Here is a 14,603-nt window from a genome sequence, read left to right on the forward strand (position 1 = left end):
CGGGCTCGATGCTGCGCATCGCCCCGGAATGACGAATTATACGACAGCGTTGAACCTCACCGCCCCGGCGGCGACTCACCACAAGGCTTTTTCCGGGGCAAAAGAACATATGAAGATCGCGTTGCTGGCTCTGCTGGGTTTGGCGTTGGGGGCGCTGGGAGGTGCAGCGCTTGGAATCGGGGCCGGGCTGGCCTGGGTCGAAATCTTTAAAGTCACGAGTTTTGAAGGCTATAACGGCATGCTGGTGTTCTTCACCTTCATGCCGCTGGGCGCCGCAATCGGCGGGATCGCAGGCGCTTTATTGTTCGGCGTGATCGCGATCAAGGACGCCGAAATCGCCATCGAGCGCGAGCCGGTGCGCCGCCGGGAGCGGTAAAAGCGGCGCCAGGGGCGGTAAAAACACGGAAAATCCTGCATTTGTGCAATGCAAAAACGTCGGTTGTATTTTAGCGAAAAACGCCTATTGTTAGTGTACGAATGAATTTAGCGGCGAGAATTTAGCAACTGCACGGCGTCGATGCGGACGCCTCCTGGGCCGTTGCCGTTTGAAATCAGTTTCAAGGACCATCTCAAATGACAGAGCATAGTCTCTGGCGTTTTTCTCGCGCGTTGCATCGTGCGATCAATGAACGCCAGCCCGCCGATCTCGACGCCCTGCTCGACGAGGACGTCGATTGGGCGATCTATGGCCCGATCGACATGTTTCCGTTCTTCGGCTCGCGCCGGGGCAAGGCGGCCGTGATCGAGGTCATCAGGCAGATTGCCGAGAACATCCGCGTCCATCGCTTCGACCGCGAGTCGATCATGCTGGGGGTCGATTCGGCCGCCTCGATGATGCGCTATTCGCTGACCGCGCTGGATTCGAACAAGCCGATCAGCCTGCGGGTCGCGCATTTCGCCCAGTTCAAGGCCGGCAAGCTGACCAATTTGCGCGTGCTGGTCGACACCTTTGACCTGGTCGAGCAGGCGGTGGGTTATCCCATCCATCTGCCGCGAATGGCAGTCTAGCCGCCAATCCCTTTCGTCATGGCCGGACAAAAGCGCGAAGCGCGTCTTCGCGCTCGAGATCGCGGGGACCCACGTCCTCCTCACCAGCCCCTGGAAGACGTGGTTGCGACAACACGTCGAGGCGCGCTTCGCGCTTGATCGAGCAGCGAAGCCGCACTCGGCGCTGTGGCCCGGACATGACGGAGTGCGAGGGCGCGCGAATGCGCCCTCGCCATAATTTCGCACCACCGCCGACGCATTCTCCGCCTGATTTGGAATGCGGGCGGGTTATGATTTCCTCGACACGATTTGGCTGGATAAGGCTGCCGTTGCTGGTGGCCGGCTTCAGCTTGGGCGCGGTGCTGGCCGTGGCGGCGCAAACGCCGCCCGCCGATGAAGACACCGAAGAGCCCGTGGAGGAAGCGGCCCCCGACGTCGCGGCGGCGCCTGATGTCAATGACCCCGATATCATGAAGGATATCGACGTCTCCAAGCTCGACTGGAGCCAGCTCGACCTCGATGCCGCGCCCCTGACCGGGCTTGGCGCAAAAACCCGCGCCGCGTCGAAAGCCGCAGCCGCGACCAGCGCGGAGACGGCCTGGTCGGCGAACGAAAAGGCGAACGGCAGCTCCGCCGTGTCGGTGAAGCAGTCGCTGACCCCGTTCTGGGATGCGCGGATCGGCGCCGACATGACGGTTGCCCGGCAAGGCACGCTGACGGCCCAGGAATTACTGTCGGAAAAACTCGCCAATGGCGGCAGCCTGCCGCAATCGTCCGGCACCGCCTGGGCCGCGATCACAGCGCCGGGTGTCGGCTCGATCTGGGACAAGACGTCAGTCGAAGCCCGCGTCGATCCCGGGGCGGACCAGAGCAAGCTCGGCACCTCCTTGAGCAAATCGCTGCCGCTCAGCGAGCAATACTCGCTGACGCTGCAGAACAGCTACAATCTGATCCAGCAGGGCATCGTTCCGGTGCCCGGCATCATCAGCCATCCGACCCGCAGCTATGAGACCGACCAGTCGGCGCGACTGAGCATCGCCGACACCGGCACCAGCTTCATGGCCGGCCAGACGCTGTCGACCTCGGACGACAGATGGCTGCGCAAGGTCGGCGCCGAACAAAAACTGTTCGACGGCGTCACCATCTCGGGTTCGGTCGGCGAGACCCCCTCGGGCGTGGTTAACAAGAGCTTTGGCGCAGGCTTCAAGCGCAGCTGGTAAGCCCCTGCAGTTCTTCGCCAATCCTTTTCAGAATGATGCAGCATTGCCGCATATTGGCCCAGATGCGGTCAAATTCCACACTACTGATAGGAACGCTTCACTTCGTCGTGCGGGGGACGTCCGCGCTCGCTTTTCGCGAAACAGAGGAATGGCCGATGAACGCTACCAATCGAACCGAACAAGTTGAATCAACTGAGGATGTCGTCGACAGCAACCTCGCTGCGGTGTCGGAAGTCGAGGCCGGGATCCGCGACTTCGTCCGCAACGACATCGCCTATCTGCGCCGTCCGCCTGCCGGTGCCACGGAAACCGTGCCGCTCGATGCCAGCGCGGAGGCCACCGTCAACAACGTCAACTCGCTGATCCAGCGCGTCGCCGGCACCTCGCTTGCTGAAATCGAGAAGCTGATCTCGGAACTCGAAAGCCTGCGCGATCTCCTGCATGCCGAAGGCCAGCGCGTTCAGCGCGAAATCTCCGGCTATGCGCAGCTCAGCCAGGCGGCGATGAAGTCGACGCGCATGATCGCCGACAACGTCACGCAGTGGAAGCGCGCCGCCGACGGGCTGCGCAACAGCTGATCCGGAATCTTTTACTGATTCCAGACCGTTGCAAAAATCCTACACCCGCCGTCTCCTTCAACAGAAGGCGGCGGTTTCGTTTGATGTGTGGCTGTTTTGAACTTTATAAGCAGCGCGTCGGGATCAAGGGACGGGTGCCGCCACCAACGGTAGGCAAACTTCCAGGGATACGAGATGCAAAACAGTCAGCCCAACAACACCCATCCACTGCCGCATTCGGCACATGGCATGGGCACGCTCATGGTCCGGTTCGTCGGACTGCTGACGGTTGCGGTGGTGCTGATGACGCTGATCTGGAACAGCTGACCCGGCGACGATCAGTTCCAGGTGCTGGTACGATCCAGCGCCGTGGTTAGCAAAGCCTGACCTTATTGGACGGACGACGTGCTCTCGAGCGTGTAGCCGCCGTCGGCATAACCCTTCACCACCATCGCAGTCGTCAGCATCACGCCAAGCGTGATGGTCGCGAAAATAAAGCCGACAAGTTTCAGGTGACTGCGATCTGCCATGGTCGTGCCCTCGGTACTTCCCCTAGGTCTCATATGGCAGGCAGAAAGTTCAAAATGTGTTAGCAAATAAATTGCTTCGCAGAATGGTAAACTGCGCCCGGACCAAGAAACGGTTCGCTAAGCGTACCGGCTCGGGTCAGGAACCAGGCTTCCGCCGCGGCACGAACGCGGTGGCCAAAAACGAGTACACCTGTTCGCCGCGCTGGTTGGCGCCGGTGTTGCGGGCCTGCAGGATGCCCCATTCGGGACGCTTGTCCGACGTGCGCTTGGTTTCGACGACACTCGAAAAGCTGATGGTGTCACCGGCCAGTACCGGCCTGATCCAGCGCAGTTCGCGAAAACCGGGCGACGGTCCCCAGACCGCAACTTCCTCGCCGCGCGCGATAGCCTCCCGCGTCAGGCGCTGGCCGTCGGCGACCAAGAGCTTCATGCAGACAGAGCCGACATGCCATCCCGACGCCGCCAACCCGCCGAACAGCGATTGGCGTCCCGCCTCCTCGTCGAGATGAAACGCCTGCGGATCGAACTGCGCGGCGAATTGCTTGATCAGCTCGGCGGTGAAGGTGAACGATCCGAGCTCACGCCGCGAACCGATTTCAATGTCCTCAAAGAAACGCATCGAAGATCCTATTCCGCCGCGGCATCGGCGCGACGGCGCACGATGATAGGCGACACCATCTCGCACAGCGTCACGCCGGCGGCGTTCTTGACCACGCCCTTGAACGTCACGATGCCGGTCTCGGGACGGCTGCGCGAGACTCGCGCCTCCGCGACCTCGATATCGAGCATCAGATCGTCGCCCGGCCGCAGCGGTGAGAGCCAGCGCATCTCGTTGACTCCCGGCGAGCCCATCGACGCGGTGCGGCCGATGAAGCCGTCGAACATCATCCGCATCATGAGCGAGCAAAGATGCCAGCCCGACCCGGAAAGGCCCTTCAGCATCGACTTGGCTGCGGCCGCTTCGTCCAGATGCATCGGCTGCGGGTCGTACTCCGCAGCGTAAGTCAGGATCTCCTCGCGCGTGACGTGGCGCGGTCCGAACGTACCGAAATGGCCGGGTTTGAAATCTTCGAAGGTGAGCGTTGTCATGATGGGATTTTACAGTGCGGAAGCCCGATTGTGGCCGTTATTTGCAGCAATCTCAACCCGTCCACCCGCATGGCTCGTGCCCGACGGGGCGAACACCGTCGCGACCGGTGCCCGCCTTCGGCTTGCTCGGGACCCCATTCGGAGCTAGGCCCTGTGCTCTCAGGAGCGAGGCTGGACGCGAATCACTTTCGACTTGCCGGGAGAACCACCGATGTTCGATTTTCAGGATCTGTTTCAGTGGGACCGTTTTATCACGCCCACGATCATCAAGACCTTTTACTGGCTGGTGATCGGCCTGATCGTGCTGTTCGGCATATCCGGCATTTTCTCAGGGCTAGCCGCGATGGCGATCAGCCCGTTCGGCGGATTCATCGTGCTGCTGTCCTCGATCGCCAGCGTCGTGGTCGGCGTGGTGTTCTCACGCATCGCCGCAGAATTCATCCTGATCGTATTCCGCATCAACGAGCACCTCGGCGCGATCCGCGACCAGGGCCAGACGCATTAGGATCTCTCAAGTATTGAACCTGAAATGCATGACGTCGCCGTCAGCGACGACGTATTCCTTGCCTTCCAGCCGCAGCTTGCCGGCGTCGCGTGCGCCGGCTTCGCCACCCAGCGCGACATAGTCGGCATAGGCGATGGTTTCGGCGCGGATAAAGCCCTTTTCGAAATCGGTATGAATCACCCCGGCCGCCGCAGGCCCTTTGGTGCCGCGGTTGATGGTCCAGGCGCGGGCCTCCTTCGGCCCGACCGTGAAATAGGTAATGAGGTCGAGCAGCTGGTAGCCGGCGCGGATCAGGCGGTCGAGGCCGGCCTCTTCGAGGCCGAGCGTATCGAGGAACTCGGCGCGCTCCTCGCGTGACAGCGTCGCGATCTCGGATTCGATCTTGGCCGAAATCGCCACCGCGACCGCACCCTCTTTCTTGGCGTGCTCGAACACCTGTTTGGAAAAGCTGTTGCCGTCCTTGGCGGAGCCTTCCTCGACGTTGCAAACGTACAGCACCGGCTTGGACGTCAGCAGGCCAAGCATGCCAAAGGCACGCTCTTCTTCCGCCTTGCGTTCGAGGAACCGCGCCGGCTTGCCGTCGCGCAGCAGCACCAGCGCGCGGTTGACGAGGTCGAGCTGTTCCTTGGCGTCCTTGTCGTTGCCCTTGGCCTTCTTGGCAAGATTGTCGACGCGCTTTTCGAGGCTGTCGAGATCGGCCAGCATCAGCTCGGTCTCTATGGTCTCGATATCGGCCAGCGGCGCGATCTTGCCTTCGACATGGGTGATGTCGGAATCCTCAAAGCAGCGCACCACATGCGCCACCGCGTCGACCTCGCGGATGGTGGCGAGAAACTGATTGCCGAGGCCCTCGCCCTTGGAGGCGCCGCGTACCAGGCCCGCGATATCGACGAAGGTCAGCCGCGTCGGGATGATCTGGGCTGATTTGGCGATCTCCGACAGCTTGTCGAGCCTGGGATCAGGCACCGCCACCTCGCCGACATTCGGCTCAATGGTGCAGAACGGATAATTCGCCGCCTGCGCTGCTGCCGTCTCGGTCAGCGCGTTGAACAGCGTCGACTTGCCGACATTGGGCAGGCCTACGATACCGCATTTGAATCCCATGACGTGTCCTGAAGTCTGTTGCTGGCGGTCGGCGGCGCGTTACGCAGCGCCGTCATCGCCCTTGTCTAAAAATCCCTTGGCCTGCAGCGCCAGATGCACCTTGTTCTGAAACGTCGAGGCGCGCTCGGTCGCGAGCAAGCCGGCATTGTCGGCGACCGCCTCGCACAGCGCCTCGACCCAGGGCCGATCGCTCTTGGCGAAATCCGACAGCACATGGCTGTGTACCAGCTCCTTGACGCCGGGATGACCGATCCCGAGCCGCACCCGGCGATAGTCGTTGCCGATATGCGAGGAGATCGAGCGCAACCCGTTATGGCCGGCAATGCCGCCACCGACCTTGACGCGTACTTTCGCCGGCGGCAGTTCGAGCTCATCCTGAAACACGATGATCTCACCGACCCCGAGCTTGAAAAAGTTCGCGGCTTCCTGCACCGCACGCCCGGACTCGTTCATGTAGGTCGTGGGCTTGAGCAGGACCACGCGCTCGCGCTCAAGCGTGCCTTCCGACGTCTCGCCCTGAAAACGGCGGCGCCATGGTGCGAAACCATGACGCCGCGCAATTTCATCGACGACCGCGAAACCGATATTATGCCGGTTGTTCGCGTACTTCGTGCCGGGATTACCGAGGCCGACAAACAGGCGCATGACGCGGCATCCCGCGTTCGCTTACTTCTTTTTGTCGCCGCCAGGCGCCTTGGCGCCAGCCGCCGGCGCCTTCGCACCCGCCGCCGGAGCAGCAGCACCCGCTGCGGGCGCAGCAGCCGCACCCGCTGCCGGAGCAGCACCAGGAGCCGCAGCACCGCCAGCAGCAGCCGCCGCAGCCGCCTTGAGTTCTTCGGCGTAGCCGGACGGCGGCACGATGGTCACCAGCGTCGCATCTTCACGCGACAGCGACTTGACGCCAGCGGGCAGCTTGATGTCGGACAGATGCAGCGAGTGGCTGATTTCCAGCGTGCTGGCATCGGCCTCGATGTACTGCGGAATATTATCGACCGAACACTCGAGTTCGATGGTGTGGGTGACGATGTTGACCGTGCCGCCGCGCTTGACGCCGGGCGAGACTTCACCGTTGACCACATGCAGGGGAACGCTGACGCGGATGGTGGCGCCTTCGCCGAGCCGCATGAAGTCGACATGCAGCGGGAAGTCACGCACCGGATCGAGATGGAAGTCGCGCGGGATCACGCGGTGCTTCTTGCCCTCGAGATCGATGTCGTAAATCGTGGTCAGGAACCGGCCGGCCAAAATGCGCTGGCGCAGTTCGGCGTCATCGACCGAGATGGTCACGGGGGGCTGGTTGTTGCCATAGATCACTCCGGGAACTCTCCCGGCGCGACGCTCTGCCCGGGCGGCCCCCTTGCCGCTCTGCGGACGCGCGGTCGCCTTCAATTCCTTGACGGTCGCCATCGTGTTAAGTCCTTGTTTTCTAAAAAGTTAAAGGCCGCAACGCGGCCCGGTAGCGTCCGACAGCAAGCCTCCAGGGGTGCGGGGGCTGCGGACGTGGCGGGCTTTTAGCCCCAAAGCACCAAAATGACAAGGAAATCAGGGGATTTTTCTGCCCCCCTTCAAAGCCTGTCATTGCCGGGCTTGACCCGGCAATCCATCCCTCTTCGCGGGTTTTTTCATGAAGATTGATGGATGCCCGGGCACAGGCGAGCGGAAGCGACGCCGTTCTTCGAACGGCTATGCCCGGCAATGACATGCCCCTCAGCTGGTCGCCGGCTGAGAACCCCCTAGCCTGGCTTCCAGCGCTTCGATCCGGGCCTTCAGCGCCTCGTTTTCCTCGCGCGCCAGCCGGGCCATGTCCTTGACCGCATCGAACTCCTCGCGCTTGACGAGGTCGAGGTCGCGCAGGATGCGTTCGGCCTGGTTGCGAACGACCGCATCGACCTCGCGCTTGACGCCCTGGGCGGCGCCGGCGGCGTCGTTCATCAAACGACCGATCTCGTCGAAAAACCGATTGTTGGTCTGGGTCATCGCTAAACGCTCCGGTCGCTGCAACTGGATCTGCTTCCACCAAGACAATGGCGATCCAAACGCCCGGGTTCAAGAGTGCCGTTCAACGCCAAGGTGATGTCCGTTTGCCTTGTCATGCCCTCCTTTCCTTGCAATCGTAGTGGGCGCCCGCCCCAAGAACCAAAATCAGAAAACAGAAACGCACATGATCGACCAGCAGATCGACATCCAGACCAAGGACGGCAAGACCACTACTTTCATCACCCATCCCGAGCGCGGCGGACCGTTTCCCGTCATCCTGTTCTACATGGATGCGCCGGCGATCCGCGAGGAACTACGCGACATGGCGCGGCGGCTCGCAACCTCAGGCTATTACGTGATGCTGCCCAATATGTATTACCGCGCCGGAGTGATGGAGTTGGGGCCGATCAATCCCGATCCGGAATCGCCCGAACGCAAGCGGATGTTCGAGCTGATGCACTCGCTCAATATCCCGCTCGTGATGGAGGATACCAAGGCGTTGCTCGCCTATGCCGAGACACAGCCCGCGGCCAACACCAAAATCATCGGTACCGTCGGCTACTGCATGAGCGGCCGCTACGCGGTCAACGCGGCGACGCATTTTCCGGACCAGGTGAAAGCCGCAGCCTCGATCTACGGCACGCATCTGGCGACCGACCAGCCGGACAGCCCGCATAGTGCCGCCGGCAAGACCAAGGCCGAACTGTACTTCGCCTGCGCCGAAACCGACATCTACGCGCCGGCTGAAATCATCGAGCAGCTGAAGCAGGGCATGAAGGGATCGAACAACGAGGTCGAGATCTATCCCGGCACCCATCACGGCTTCGCCTTCCCGAAGCGGCCGGTCTATCACCGCGACGCCGCCGAGCGGCATTGGGAGCGGCTGCTGGCGCTGTATCGCCGCAACCTCGCCACCTGATCGCAAGGTTCCGATGCAGGGCCGAGATGACTGACATCCTAATCAGGGATTATGAAGGTTCGGATGCGGACAACCTCAATCGGACAGCCGCCGCTGCCTTTGGCCAGTTTCGCGATCACTACAATGATTGGCCGGCGATGCTCGCCGGCCTGTCGAAGACCCCAGCGCTTGGCACCACCGGAGAAGTCATCATTGCCGAATTGCAGGACAAGTTCGCCGGCGCGGTCGCCTATTTCGGGCCGGACCGTCCCAAGGCCGCGTTCTTCGATCAAAGCTGGCCGATCATCCGCATGCTCATCGTCGATCCAGCATTTCGCGGTAGAGGGATCGGGCACGCATTGAGCAACGAATGTATCGCCAGGGCCAAACGCGACGGAGCACCGCTGATCGCGCTCCACACCAGTCCGATCATGACGGTGGCCTTGCCCATGTATCTCAAGATGGGTTTTGTCAAAGCCTATGACGCTCCGCCGATTTTCGGCGTGGCCTATGCCGTCTACACCAAAGCCCTGTGAGCCAGATGCCCTTCCTGACCATCGCCTTTCCGGTATTCGATCCGATCGCGCTCTCGATCGGACCGATCGCCATCCGCTGGTATGCGCTGGCCTATATCGGCGGCATCGTGCTGGGATGGATTTATGCGCGGTCGCTGGTCAAAAATGAGAGATTATGGGGCGGGCCGGCGCCGATCACGCTGGTGCAGCTCGACGATTTCATCCTGTGGGTCACGATCGGCATCATCGTCGGCGGCCGCACCGGCTACGTGCTGTTCTACAATCCCAGCTACTTTGCGCAGCACCCTGCGGAGATTTTCGAATTGTGGAACGGCGGCATGTCGTTTCACGGCGGCTTCCTCGGCTGCGTCGCCGCGGTGATGCTGTTCTGCCGCAAACACGGCATCCCGATCCTGTCGCTCGGCGACATCACCACCGGCGTCGGGCCGATCGGCTTGTTCCTCGGGCGGCTCGCCAACTTCATCAACAGCGAGTTGTGGGGCCGGCCGGCCGATTCCAGCGTGCCCTGGAGGATGGTGTTCCCCAACGGCGGGCCGCTGCCGCGCCACCCCAGCCAGCTCTATGAGGCGGCGCTCGAGGGCATCCTGCTGTTTACGATATTGGCGGTCATGATTCGGATGGGTGCCCTGAAGCGGCCAGGCCTGATCCTCGGCAGCTTCATCGCGATCTACGCAATTGCCCGAATAATAAGCGAGTTCTTCCGTGAGCCGGACCCGCAGCTTGGATTTTTGTGGGGCGGGCTGACTATGGGTATGCTGTTGTCGGTGCCGATGATCATTGCCGGAGCCATCCTGATGGTGATGGCATGGCGCAAGGCGCCGGAGCATTTGCAGAAGCCCATTTAAGGCAAGGAAGGCCGTGACCGAACTTTCGCCGCTACAGTCCGAGATCAGGAAGCTGATCCAGTCGTCAGGCCCGATGCCGGTCTGGCGGTACATGGAATTGTGCCTGATGCATCCCGAGCACGGCTATTACGTGTCGCGCGATCCGCTCGGCCGGGAGGGCGATTTCACCACCGCGCCCGAAGTAAGCCAGATGTTCGGCGAACTGCTCGGATTGTGGGCCGCTTCGGTCTGGAGGGCGATCGGCTCGCCGCCGGCGCTGCGGCTGGTCGAGCTCGGGCCCGGCCGCGGCACCATGATGGCGGACGCGCTGCGCGCGCTGCGGGTGCTGCCGCCACTCTATCAGTCGCTCAGCACGCACCTCGTCGAGATCAATCCGGTGCTGCGCGAGAAGCAAAGCGCGACGCTGTCGGGCGTTCGTAATCTCAGCTGGCACGACAGCATCGACGACGTGCCCGAGGGCCCTGCGGTCATCTTCGCCAACGAGTATTTCGACGTGCTGCCGATCCACCAGGTGGTGAAGCGGGAGACCGGCTGGCACGAGCGCGTGATCAAGATCGACGACGGCGGCAAACTGGTATTCGCGGCCGCCGACGAGCCGACGCCGCGGTTCGAGGTGCTGCTGCCGCCGCTGGTGCGTGCCGCCCCCGTCGGCGCCGTGTTCGAATGGCGGCCCGACGCCGAGATCATGAAGATCGCCAAGCGCGTTCGCGAACAGGACGGCGCGGCGCTGATCATCGATTACGGCCATCTGCGCAGCGACGCCGGCGACACCTTCCAGGCCATCGCGCGCCACAGCTTCGCCGATCCCCTGAAAAATCCGGGACAGGCTGACGTCACCGCCCATGTCGATTTCCAGGCGCTGGTGCGCGCCGCCGAAGACATGGGCGCCCGTGCCCACGGCCCGGTGACGCAGGGCGAGTTCCTCAAGCGGCTCGGCATCGAGACCCGCGCCCTCACGCTGATGGGCAAGACCACGCCGGAAGTATCCGCCGATATTTCCAATGCGCTGAAGCGGCTGACCGACAGCGGCCGCGGCGGCATGGGCTCGATGTTCAAGGTGCTGGCGATCACGGAGCCGCATCTCACCTCGGTCGCGGGCCTGTCCGACGAACAGGAATCTGCCGACGAAGAGGCGTCATGACCTTCGGATCCTCGTTGCTTTCGGCCATTCCGGGCCTGCGCCACGCTTTCTTCACCCGCGAGGGCGGCGTATCCGGCGGCATTTACGAAGGCCTCAATGGCGGCCTCGGTTCGAACGATGATGCCGCCCACGTCGCGGAAAATCGCCGCCGGATGGCCGAGCAGATGGGCGTCGCACCGGATCGTTTTCTCAGCGTACACCAGATCCATTCGCCCGATGCCGTGGTGGCGACCGGCCCCTGGACCGGGGACAAGCCGCGCGCCGACGCCCTCGTCACCCGCACCGAAGGCCTTGCGATCGGCGTCACCGCGGCCGATTGCGGGCCGATATTGTTTGTCGACCCCACGGCCCGCGTGATCGGTGCGGCCCATGCCGGCTGGAAGGGGGCGCTGACCGGAGTAATCGAATCCACCGTGGATGCGATGGAAAGCCTCGGCGCCGACCGCAGCGGCATGGTGGCGGCGATCGGTCCCCTGATCCGCCAGCATTCCTACGAGGTCGGCGGCGAATTCGTCGAACGTTTTCTCGATGCCGACACCGGCAATGCCGCCTACTTCATTGCTTCGGAGCGCGCCGGCCATTCGATGTTCGACCTTGCCGGCTACATCCGGATGCGGCTGGAAAATGCCGGCGTGCTCATGATCGACGACATCGGCGTCGACACCTATTCCGACGAGCGCTTCTACAGCTACCGCCGCTCGGTGCATCGCAAAGAGCCGGACTACGGCCGCCACGTTCACGCCATCGCCCTGGAACCGTGATTGCGCTTGAACCATTGCTGTGGCTCCCCTGCCCTAGACCTTAATGCTTTTTAACGATATCGGGGGGCAATGAGGGACCTCATCCCAGCCTCCTGCCTGCGAGCCCCGCGCGCGATCATCGCCGCGGCGCTGTTCGCCGTTTCGTGCGCGCTCGGCGGCTGCGCCGGTGGCGGCGCGGCGAGCGGATCGTTCGCGATGGCGACCAGTGGCGTTGGCGGCGGCTCGACCGTGGCTTTTGAATCGATCGACGGCCCGCCGCCGCACGTCTTCGACCGCATGGTCGGCGTCATCGACAGCGAATCCAAGCTGCGGAACCTGCAGATCGTCTCGCGCGAAGGCGGCGCCTCCTACCGCGTACGCAGCTATCTCTCGGCGCAGGTGGTGCGCGGCAAGACCATGATCGCCTGGGTCTGGGACGTCTACGACAACAACCAGCAGCGCGCGCTGCGGCTGTCCGGCGAGGAGCCGGCGGGCAAGGCCGGCCGCGACGCCTGGGCCGCCGCCGACGATCTCGTGCTGCGGAAAATCGCGCAGGCCGGACTTGCCGGCCTCAGCGGCATGATCAACGGCACACCAGGAGCACCGCAGCCCGCGCCGGCGGCCCCCAGCCTCCGCGGCTCCGCGGTCGCGAGCGTGGAGCAGACCGCACCCGCCGAGGGTGCATTCGGTGTCGCTGCGCTGGGCTTCAGCAGCCATTAAGCCTACCCCGTAAAGTCCCGTATCGGCTCATTTTTAATCGGGAAAACAGCTGCGACGGGTTGCCAGCCGCGCCACCTGCCTGATATCTCCTCGCGCATCGAAACCCGCCGGTATACAGGTATCCCAGATGCTGAACGTCGTATCCAGCAAGGCGCGGGGAGAGGCCTCGATGTCCGCCAAGAATGGCTCCATCAAGCTGGTCGCCGGCAATTCGAACCCTGCTTTGGCGAAGGCCATCGCCGAAGGGCTGGATCTGCCGCTGACCAAGGCCAGCGTCCGCCGCTTTGCCGATAACGAAATCTTCGTCGAGGTCCTCGAGAACGTGCGCGGCTCGGACGCCTTCATCATCCAGTCGACGTCGTTTCCGGCCAACGACCATCTGATGGAATTGCTGATCATCACCGATGCGCTGCGCCGCTCGTCCGCGCGCCGCATCACGGCGGTGATCCCCTATTTCGGCTACGCCCGGCAGGACCGCAAGGTCGGCTCGCGCGCACCGATTTCGGCCAAGCTGGTGGCCAATCTGATCACGCATGCCGGCATCGATCGCGTCATGACGCTCGACCTGCATGCCGGCCAGATCCAGGGCTTCTTCGACATCCCGACCGACAATCTCTACGCCTCGCCGCTGATGGTGCGCGACATCAAGGAGCGCTTCGACCTCGCCAATGTGATGGTGGTGTCGCCCGACGTCGGCGGCGTGGTGCGCGCCCGCGGCCTCTCCAAGCGCATCAACGCGCCGCTCGCCATCATCGACAAGCGCCGCGAACGCGCCGGCGAATCCGAAGTCATGAACGTGATCGGCGACTGCGCCGGTTATACCTGCATCCTGATCGACGACATCGTCGATTCCGGCGGCACGCTGGTGAACGCGGCCGACGCCCTGATCGCCAACGGCGCCAAGGAAGTCTACGCCTACATCTCCCATGGCGTGCTGTCGGGCGGCGCCGCCGCGCGCATCGCCGGCTCCAGGCTGAAAGAGCTCGTCATCACCGACTCGATCCTGCCGACGGAAGCGGTCAACAAGGCCGCCAACATCCGCACGCTCTCGATCGCGCCGCTGATCGCCGAAGCCATCGGCCGCACCGCGGCGGAAGAGTCGGTTTCGAGCCTGTTTGATTAAGACAACTCCGTATCGTCGTCCCGGCGAACGCCGGGACCCATACTCCGCGGCGGTCGTTGTAACCGAAGGTCTCTAACGCCAGCGCTCTCATCGATGGGCCGCGGCGTATGGGTCCCGGGTCAAGCCCGGGACGACGGCGGTATTTGTTGTTGGCATCATCATACAAACGCACCTTCGCATTCTCGCGACGCATTGCGCCCGAGCTTTGCCAGAAACTTCCCGCCCTCTCATTAAGAGGGCGCAGGGAAGACCGGGTGCGCGCTGCACCCGCGGTCCCGTGTGCGGTTTGCACTAAAAAGGCTGCACACGAGCATACAGGGCAGCGGGGAACACCCGGCCTTCCCTGCGCAATGGCTTTACGGCTTATGCCGTGATCTCCCCGGAGACGAGTTCTTGGTTGACTCCGTCACCACCGGTTCAGCTTGCGCCTAGCCGACAGCTTGACGCCAGCAACGGGCGCCAGGACCACACGGTTTTGCCGTACGCTTAGTGCACGCCATCGTCAGACGTGAACAAGCGTCCACCGCAACCCGCCCAACGTCCGTGACGACGGCCGACGCCCTTCTGAGTAGGACGGGATGGCGATAGATGCGCACTGATTTGGGTCGGCCGACTACAGAAATATTTTTGA

20 protein-coding genes are annotated in these 14,603 nt (G+C 62.9%); 13 read left to right on the forward strand and 7 right to left on the reverse strand.

The features are described 5' to 3' along the window. The first annotated feature begins 109 nt into the window (after positions 1 to 109). The 5 genes from JQ641_RS24670 to JQ641_RS38505 all read left to right on the forward strand — a co-directional run bounded on the left by JQ641_RS24670 (position 110) and on the right by JQ641_RS38505 (position 3,091). Positions 110 to 376 carry a hypothetical protein gene (locus JQ641_RS24670; protein WP_192737663.1) on the forward strand — a complete coding sequence of 89 codons (267 nt, stop codon included), beginning with the start codon at positions 110 to 112 and terminating at the stop codon, positions 374 to 376. Positions 377 to 573: 197 nt separating this feature from the next. Next, positions 574 to 1,008 (forward strand): nuclear transport factor 2 family protein, encoded by a 435-nt coding sequence (locus JQ641_RS24675; protein WP_211998489.1) that lies wholly within the window; start codon positions 574 to 576, stop codon positions 1,006 to 1,008. Between the two features lie 269 nt (positions 1,009 to 1,277). After that, positions 1,278 to 2,207: a hypothetical protein gene (locus tag JQ641_RS24680; protein ID WP_211998490.1), complete on the forward strand. Its 930-nt coding sequence runs from the start codon at positions 1,278 to 1,280 to the stop codon at positions 2,205 to 2,207. A 155-nt stretch (positions 2,208 to 2,362) separates the two neighbouring features. After that, positions 2,363 to 2,785: a hypothetical protein gene (locus tag JQ641_RS24685; protein WP_192737666.1), complete on the forward strand. Its 423-nt coding sequence runs from the start codon at positions 2,363 to 2,365 to the stop codon at positions 2,783 to 2,785. Positions 2,786 to 2,959: 174 nt separating this feature from the next. Next, entirely contained in the window at positions 2,960 to 3,091 is a 132-nt protein-coding gene (locus JQ641_RS38505) for a hypothetical protein (RefSeq protein ID WP_283813481.1), read from the forward strand. A gap of 62 nt (positions 3,092 to 3,153) precedes the next feature. Here the strand turns inward: JQ641_RS38505 and JQ641_RS24690 are convergent, their stop codons facing one another. The 3 genes from JQ641_RS24690 to JQ641_RS24700 all read right to left on the reverse strand — a co-directional run bounded on the left by JQ641_RS24690 (position 3,154) and on the right by JQ641_RS24700 (position 4,383). Continuing rightward, a complete protein-coding gene (locus JQ641_RS24690) occupies positions 3,154 to 3,294 on the reverse strand; it encodes a hypothetical protein (protein WP_211998491.1) in 141 nt (46 codons plus the stop codon). 136 nt (positions 3,295 to 3,430) lie between these two features. Next, on the reverse strand, positions 3,431 to 3,913 hold the full coding sequence (locus JQ641_RS24695; RefSeq protein WP_211998492.1) for a MaoC family dehydratase: 483 nt from the start codon (positions 3,911 to 3,913) through the stop codon (positions 3,431 to 3,433). Positions 3,914 to 3,921: 8 nt separating this feature from the next. Then, entirely contained in the window at positions 3,922 to 4,383 is a 462-nt protein-coding gene (locus JQ641_RS24700) for a MaoC family dehydratase (RefSeq protein WP_211998493.1), read from the reverse strand. Positions 4,384 to 4,594: 211 nt separating this feature from the next. Here JQ641_RS24700 and JQ641_RS24705 point away from each other — a divergent pair, with 211 nt between their 5' ends. Further along, positions 4,595 to 4,888, forward strand: coding sequence for a DUF4282 domain-containing protein (locus tag JQ641_RS24705; protein ID WP_192737670.1), 294 nt, complete (start codon positions 4,595 to 4,597; stop codon positions 4,886 to 4,888). 6 nt (positions 4,889 to 4,894) lie between these two features. On the opposite strand, the gene ychF is transcribed toward JQ641_RS24705, so the two are convergent. From ychF to JQ641_RS24725, 4 genes are all read right to left on the reverse strand, one after another. Next, positions 4,895 to 5,992: a redox-regulated ATPase YchF gene (gene ychF, locus JQ641_RS24710; RefSeq protein WP_211998494.1), complete on the reverse strand. Its 1,098-nt coding sequence runs from the start codon at positions 5,990 to 5,992 to the stop codon at positions 4,895 to 4,897. Between the two features lie 39 nt (positions 5,993 to 6,031). Continuing rightward, positions 6,032 to 6,637, reverse strand: coding sequence for an aminoacyl-tRNA hydrolase (gene pth, locus JQ641_RS24715; RefSeq protein WP_192737672.1), 606 nt, complete (start codon positions 6,635 to 6,637; stop codon positions 6,032 to 6,034). 21 nt (positions 6,638 to 6,658) lie between these two features. Next, on the reverse strand, positions 6,659 to 7,399 hold the full coding sequence (locus JQ641_RS24720; RefSeq protein ID WP_192737673.1) for a 50S ribosomal protein L25/general stress protein Ctc: 741 nt from the start codon (positions 7,397 to 7,399) through the stop codon (positions 6,659 to 6,661). Between the two features lie 300 nt (positions 7,400 to 7,699). Further along, entirely contained in the window at positions 7,700 to 7,969 is a 270-nt protein-coding gene (locus tag JQ641_RS24725) for an accessory factor UbiK family protein (protein ID WP_211998495.1), read from the reverse strand. A 184-nt stretch (positions 7,970 to 8,153) separates the two neighbouring features. On the opposite strand from JQ641_RS24725, the gene JQ641_RS24730 reads away from it, so the two are divergent. The 7 genes from JQ641_RS24730 (at position 8,154) to JQ641_RS24760 (ending at position 13,972) form a co-directional block, all read left to right on the forward strand. Further along, on the forward strand, positions 8,154 to 8,888 hold the full coding sequence (locus tag JQ641_RS24730; RefSeq protein WP_211998496.1) for a dienelactone hydrolase family protein: 735 nt from the start codon (positions 8,154 to 8,156) through the stop codon (positions 8,886 to 8,888). 26 nt (positions 8,889 to 8,914) lie between these two features. Further along, positions 8,915 to 9,403 carry a GNAT family N-acetyltransferase gene (locus tag JQ641_RS24735; RefSeq protein ID WP_211998497.1) on the forward strand — a complete coding sequence of 163 codons (489 nt, stop codon included), beginning with the start codon at positions 8,915 to 8,917 and terminating at the stop codon, positions 9,401 to 9,403. A 5-nt stretch (positions 9,404 to 9,408) separates the two neighbouring features. After that, on the forward strand, positions 9,409 to 10,248 hold the full coding sequence (gene lgt, locus JQ641_RS24740) for a prolipoprotein diacylglyceryl transferase (protein WP_211998559.1): 840 nt from the start codon (positions 9,409 to 9,411) through the stop codon (positions 10,246 to 10,248). A gap of 13 nt (positions 10,249 to 10,261) precedes the next feature. Beyond that, positions 10,262 to 11,389, forward strand: a complete 1,128-nt coding sequence (locus JQ641_RS24745) for a class I SAM-dependent methyltransferase (protein ID WP_211998498.1) — start codon at positions 10,262 to 10,264, stop codon at positions 11,387 to 11,389. Then, positions 11,386 to 12,150, forward strand: a complete 765-nt coding sequence (pgeF, locus tag JQ641_RS24750) for a peptidoglycan editing factor PgeF (protein ID WP_211998499.1) — start codon at positions 11,386 to 11,388, stop codon at positions 12,148 to 12,150. The genes JQ641_RS24745 and pgeF overlap by 4 nt, the downstream gene beginning before the upstream one ends. 69 nt (positions 12,151 to 12,219) lie before the next feature. Next, entirely contained in the window at positions 12,220 to 12,849 is a 630-nt protein-coding gene (locus JQ641_RS24755) for a hypothetical protein (RefSeq protein WP_211998500.1), read from the forward strand. Positions 12,850 to 13,018: 169 nt separating this feature from the next. Further along, positions 13,019 to 13,972, forward strand: coding sequence for a ribose-phosphate pyrophosphokinase (locus JQ641_RS24760; RefSeq protein WP_192737680.1), 954 nt, complete (start codon positions 13,019 to 13,021; stop codon positions 13,970 to 13,972). Positions 13,973 to 14,603: the final 631 nt, after the last annotated feature.

The organism is Bradyrhizobium sp. JYMT SZCCT0180 (assembly GCF_018130165.1).
In the GTDB taxonomy this organism is placed as follows: Bacteria; Pseudomonadota; Alphaproteobacteria; order Rhizobiales; family Xanthobacteraceae; genus Bradyrhizobium.

What these genes read in the sequence shown, in the direction of transcription:
- JQ641_RS24700 (WP_211998493.1), bottom strand. Translation starts at nt 4,383, where the DNA reads ATGACAACGCTCACCTTCGAAGATTTCAAACCCGGCCATTTCGGTACG.
- JQ641_RS24690 (WP_211998491.1), bottom strand. Translation starts at nt 3,294, where the DNA reads ATGGCAGATCGCAGTCACCTGAAACTTGTCGGCTTTATTTTCGCGACC.
- JQ641_RS24670 (WP_192737663.1), top strand. Translation starts at nt 110, where the DNA reads ATGAAGATCGCGTTGCTGGCTCTGCTGGGTTTGGCGTTGGGGGCGCTG.
- JQ641_RS24680 (WP_211998490.1), top strand. Translation starts at nt 1,278, where the DNA reads ATGATTTCCTCGACACGATTTGGCTGGATAAGGCTGCCGTTGCTGGTG.
- JQ641_RS24730 (WP_211998496.1), top strand. Translation starts at nt 8,154, where the DNA reads ATGATCGACCAGCAGATCGACATCCAGACCAAGGACGGCAAGACCACT.
- lgt (WP_211998559.1), top strand. Translation starts at nt 9,409, where the DNA reads ATGCCCTTCCTGACCATCGCCTTTCCGGTATTCGATCCGATCGCGCTC.
- JQ641_RS24675 (WP_211998489.1), top strand. Translation starts at nt 574, where the DNA reads ATGACAGAGCATAGTCTCTGGCGTTTTTCTCGCGCGTTGCATCGTGCG.
- JQ641_RS24720 (WP_192737673.1), bottom strand. Translation starts at nt 7,399, where the DNA reads ATGGCGACCGTCAAGGAATTGAAGGCGACCGCGCGTCCGCAGAGCGGC.
- ychF (WP_211998494.1), bottom strand. Translation starts at nt 5,992, where the DNA reads ATGGGATTCAAATGCGGTATCGTAGGCCTGCCCAATGTCGGCAAGTCG.
- JQ641_RS24725 (WP_211998495.1), bottom strand. Translation starts at nt 7,969, where the DNA reads ATGACCCAGACCAACAATCGGTTTTTCGACGAGATCGGTCGTTTGATG.
- JQ641_RS24760 (WP_192737680.1), top strand. Translation starts at nt 13,019, where the DNA reads ATGTCCGCCAAGAATGGCTCCATCAAGCTGGTCGCCGGCAATTCGAAC.
- JQ641_RS24685 (WP_192737666.1), top strand. Translation starts at nt 2,363, where the DNA reads ATGAACGCTACCAATCGAACCGAACAAGTTGAATCAACTGAGGATGTC.
- pgeF (WP_211998499.1), top strand. Translation starts at nt 11,386, where the DNA reads ATGACCTTCGGATCCTCGTTGCTTTCGGCCATTCCGGGCCTGCGCCAC.
- JQ641_RS24695 (WP_211998492.1), bottom strand. Translation starts at nt 3,913, where the DNA reads ATGCGTTTCTTTGAGGACATTGAAATCGGTTCGCGGCGTGAGCTCGGA.
- JQ641_RS24705 (WP_192737670.1), top strand. Translation starts at nt 4,595, where the DNA reads ATGTTCGATTTTCAGGATCTGTTTCAGTGGGACCGTTTTATCACGCCC.
- JQ641_RS24735 (WP_211998497.1), top strand. Translation starts at nt 8,915, where the DNA reads ATGACTGACATCCTAATCAGGGATTATGAAGGTTCGGATGCGGACAAC.
- pth (WP_192737672.1), bottom strand. Translation starts at nt 6,637, where the DNA reads ATGCGCCTGTTTGTCGGCCTCGGTAATCCCGGCACGAAGTACGCGAAC.
- JQ641_RS38505 (WP_283813481.1), top strand. Translation starts at nt 2,960, where the DNA reads ATGCAAAACAGTCAGCCCAACAACACCCATCCACTGCCGCATTCGGCA.
- JQ641_RS24755 (WP_211998500.1), top strand. Translation starts at nt 12,220, where the DNA reads ATGAGGGACCTCATCCCAGCCTCCTGCCTGCGAGCCCCGCGCGCGATC.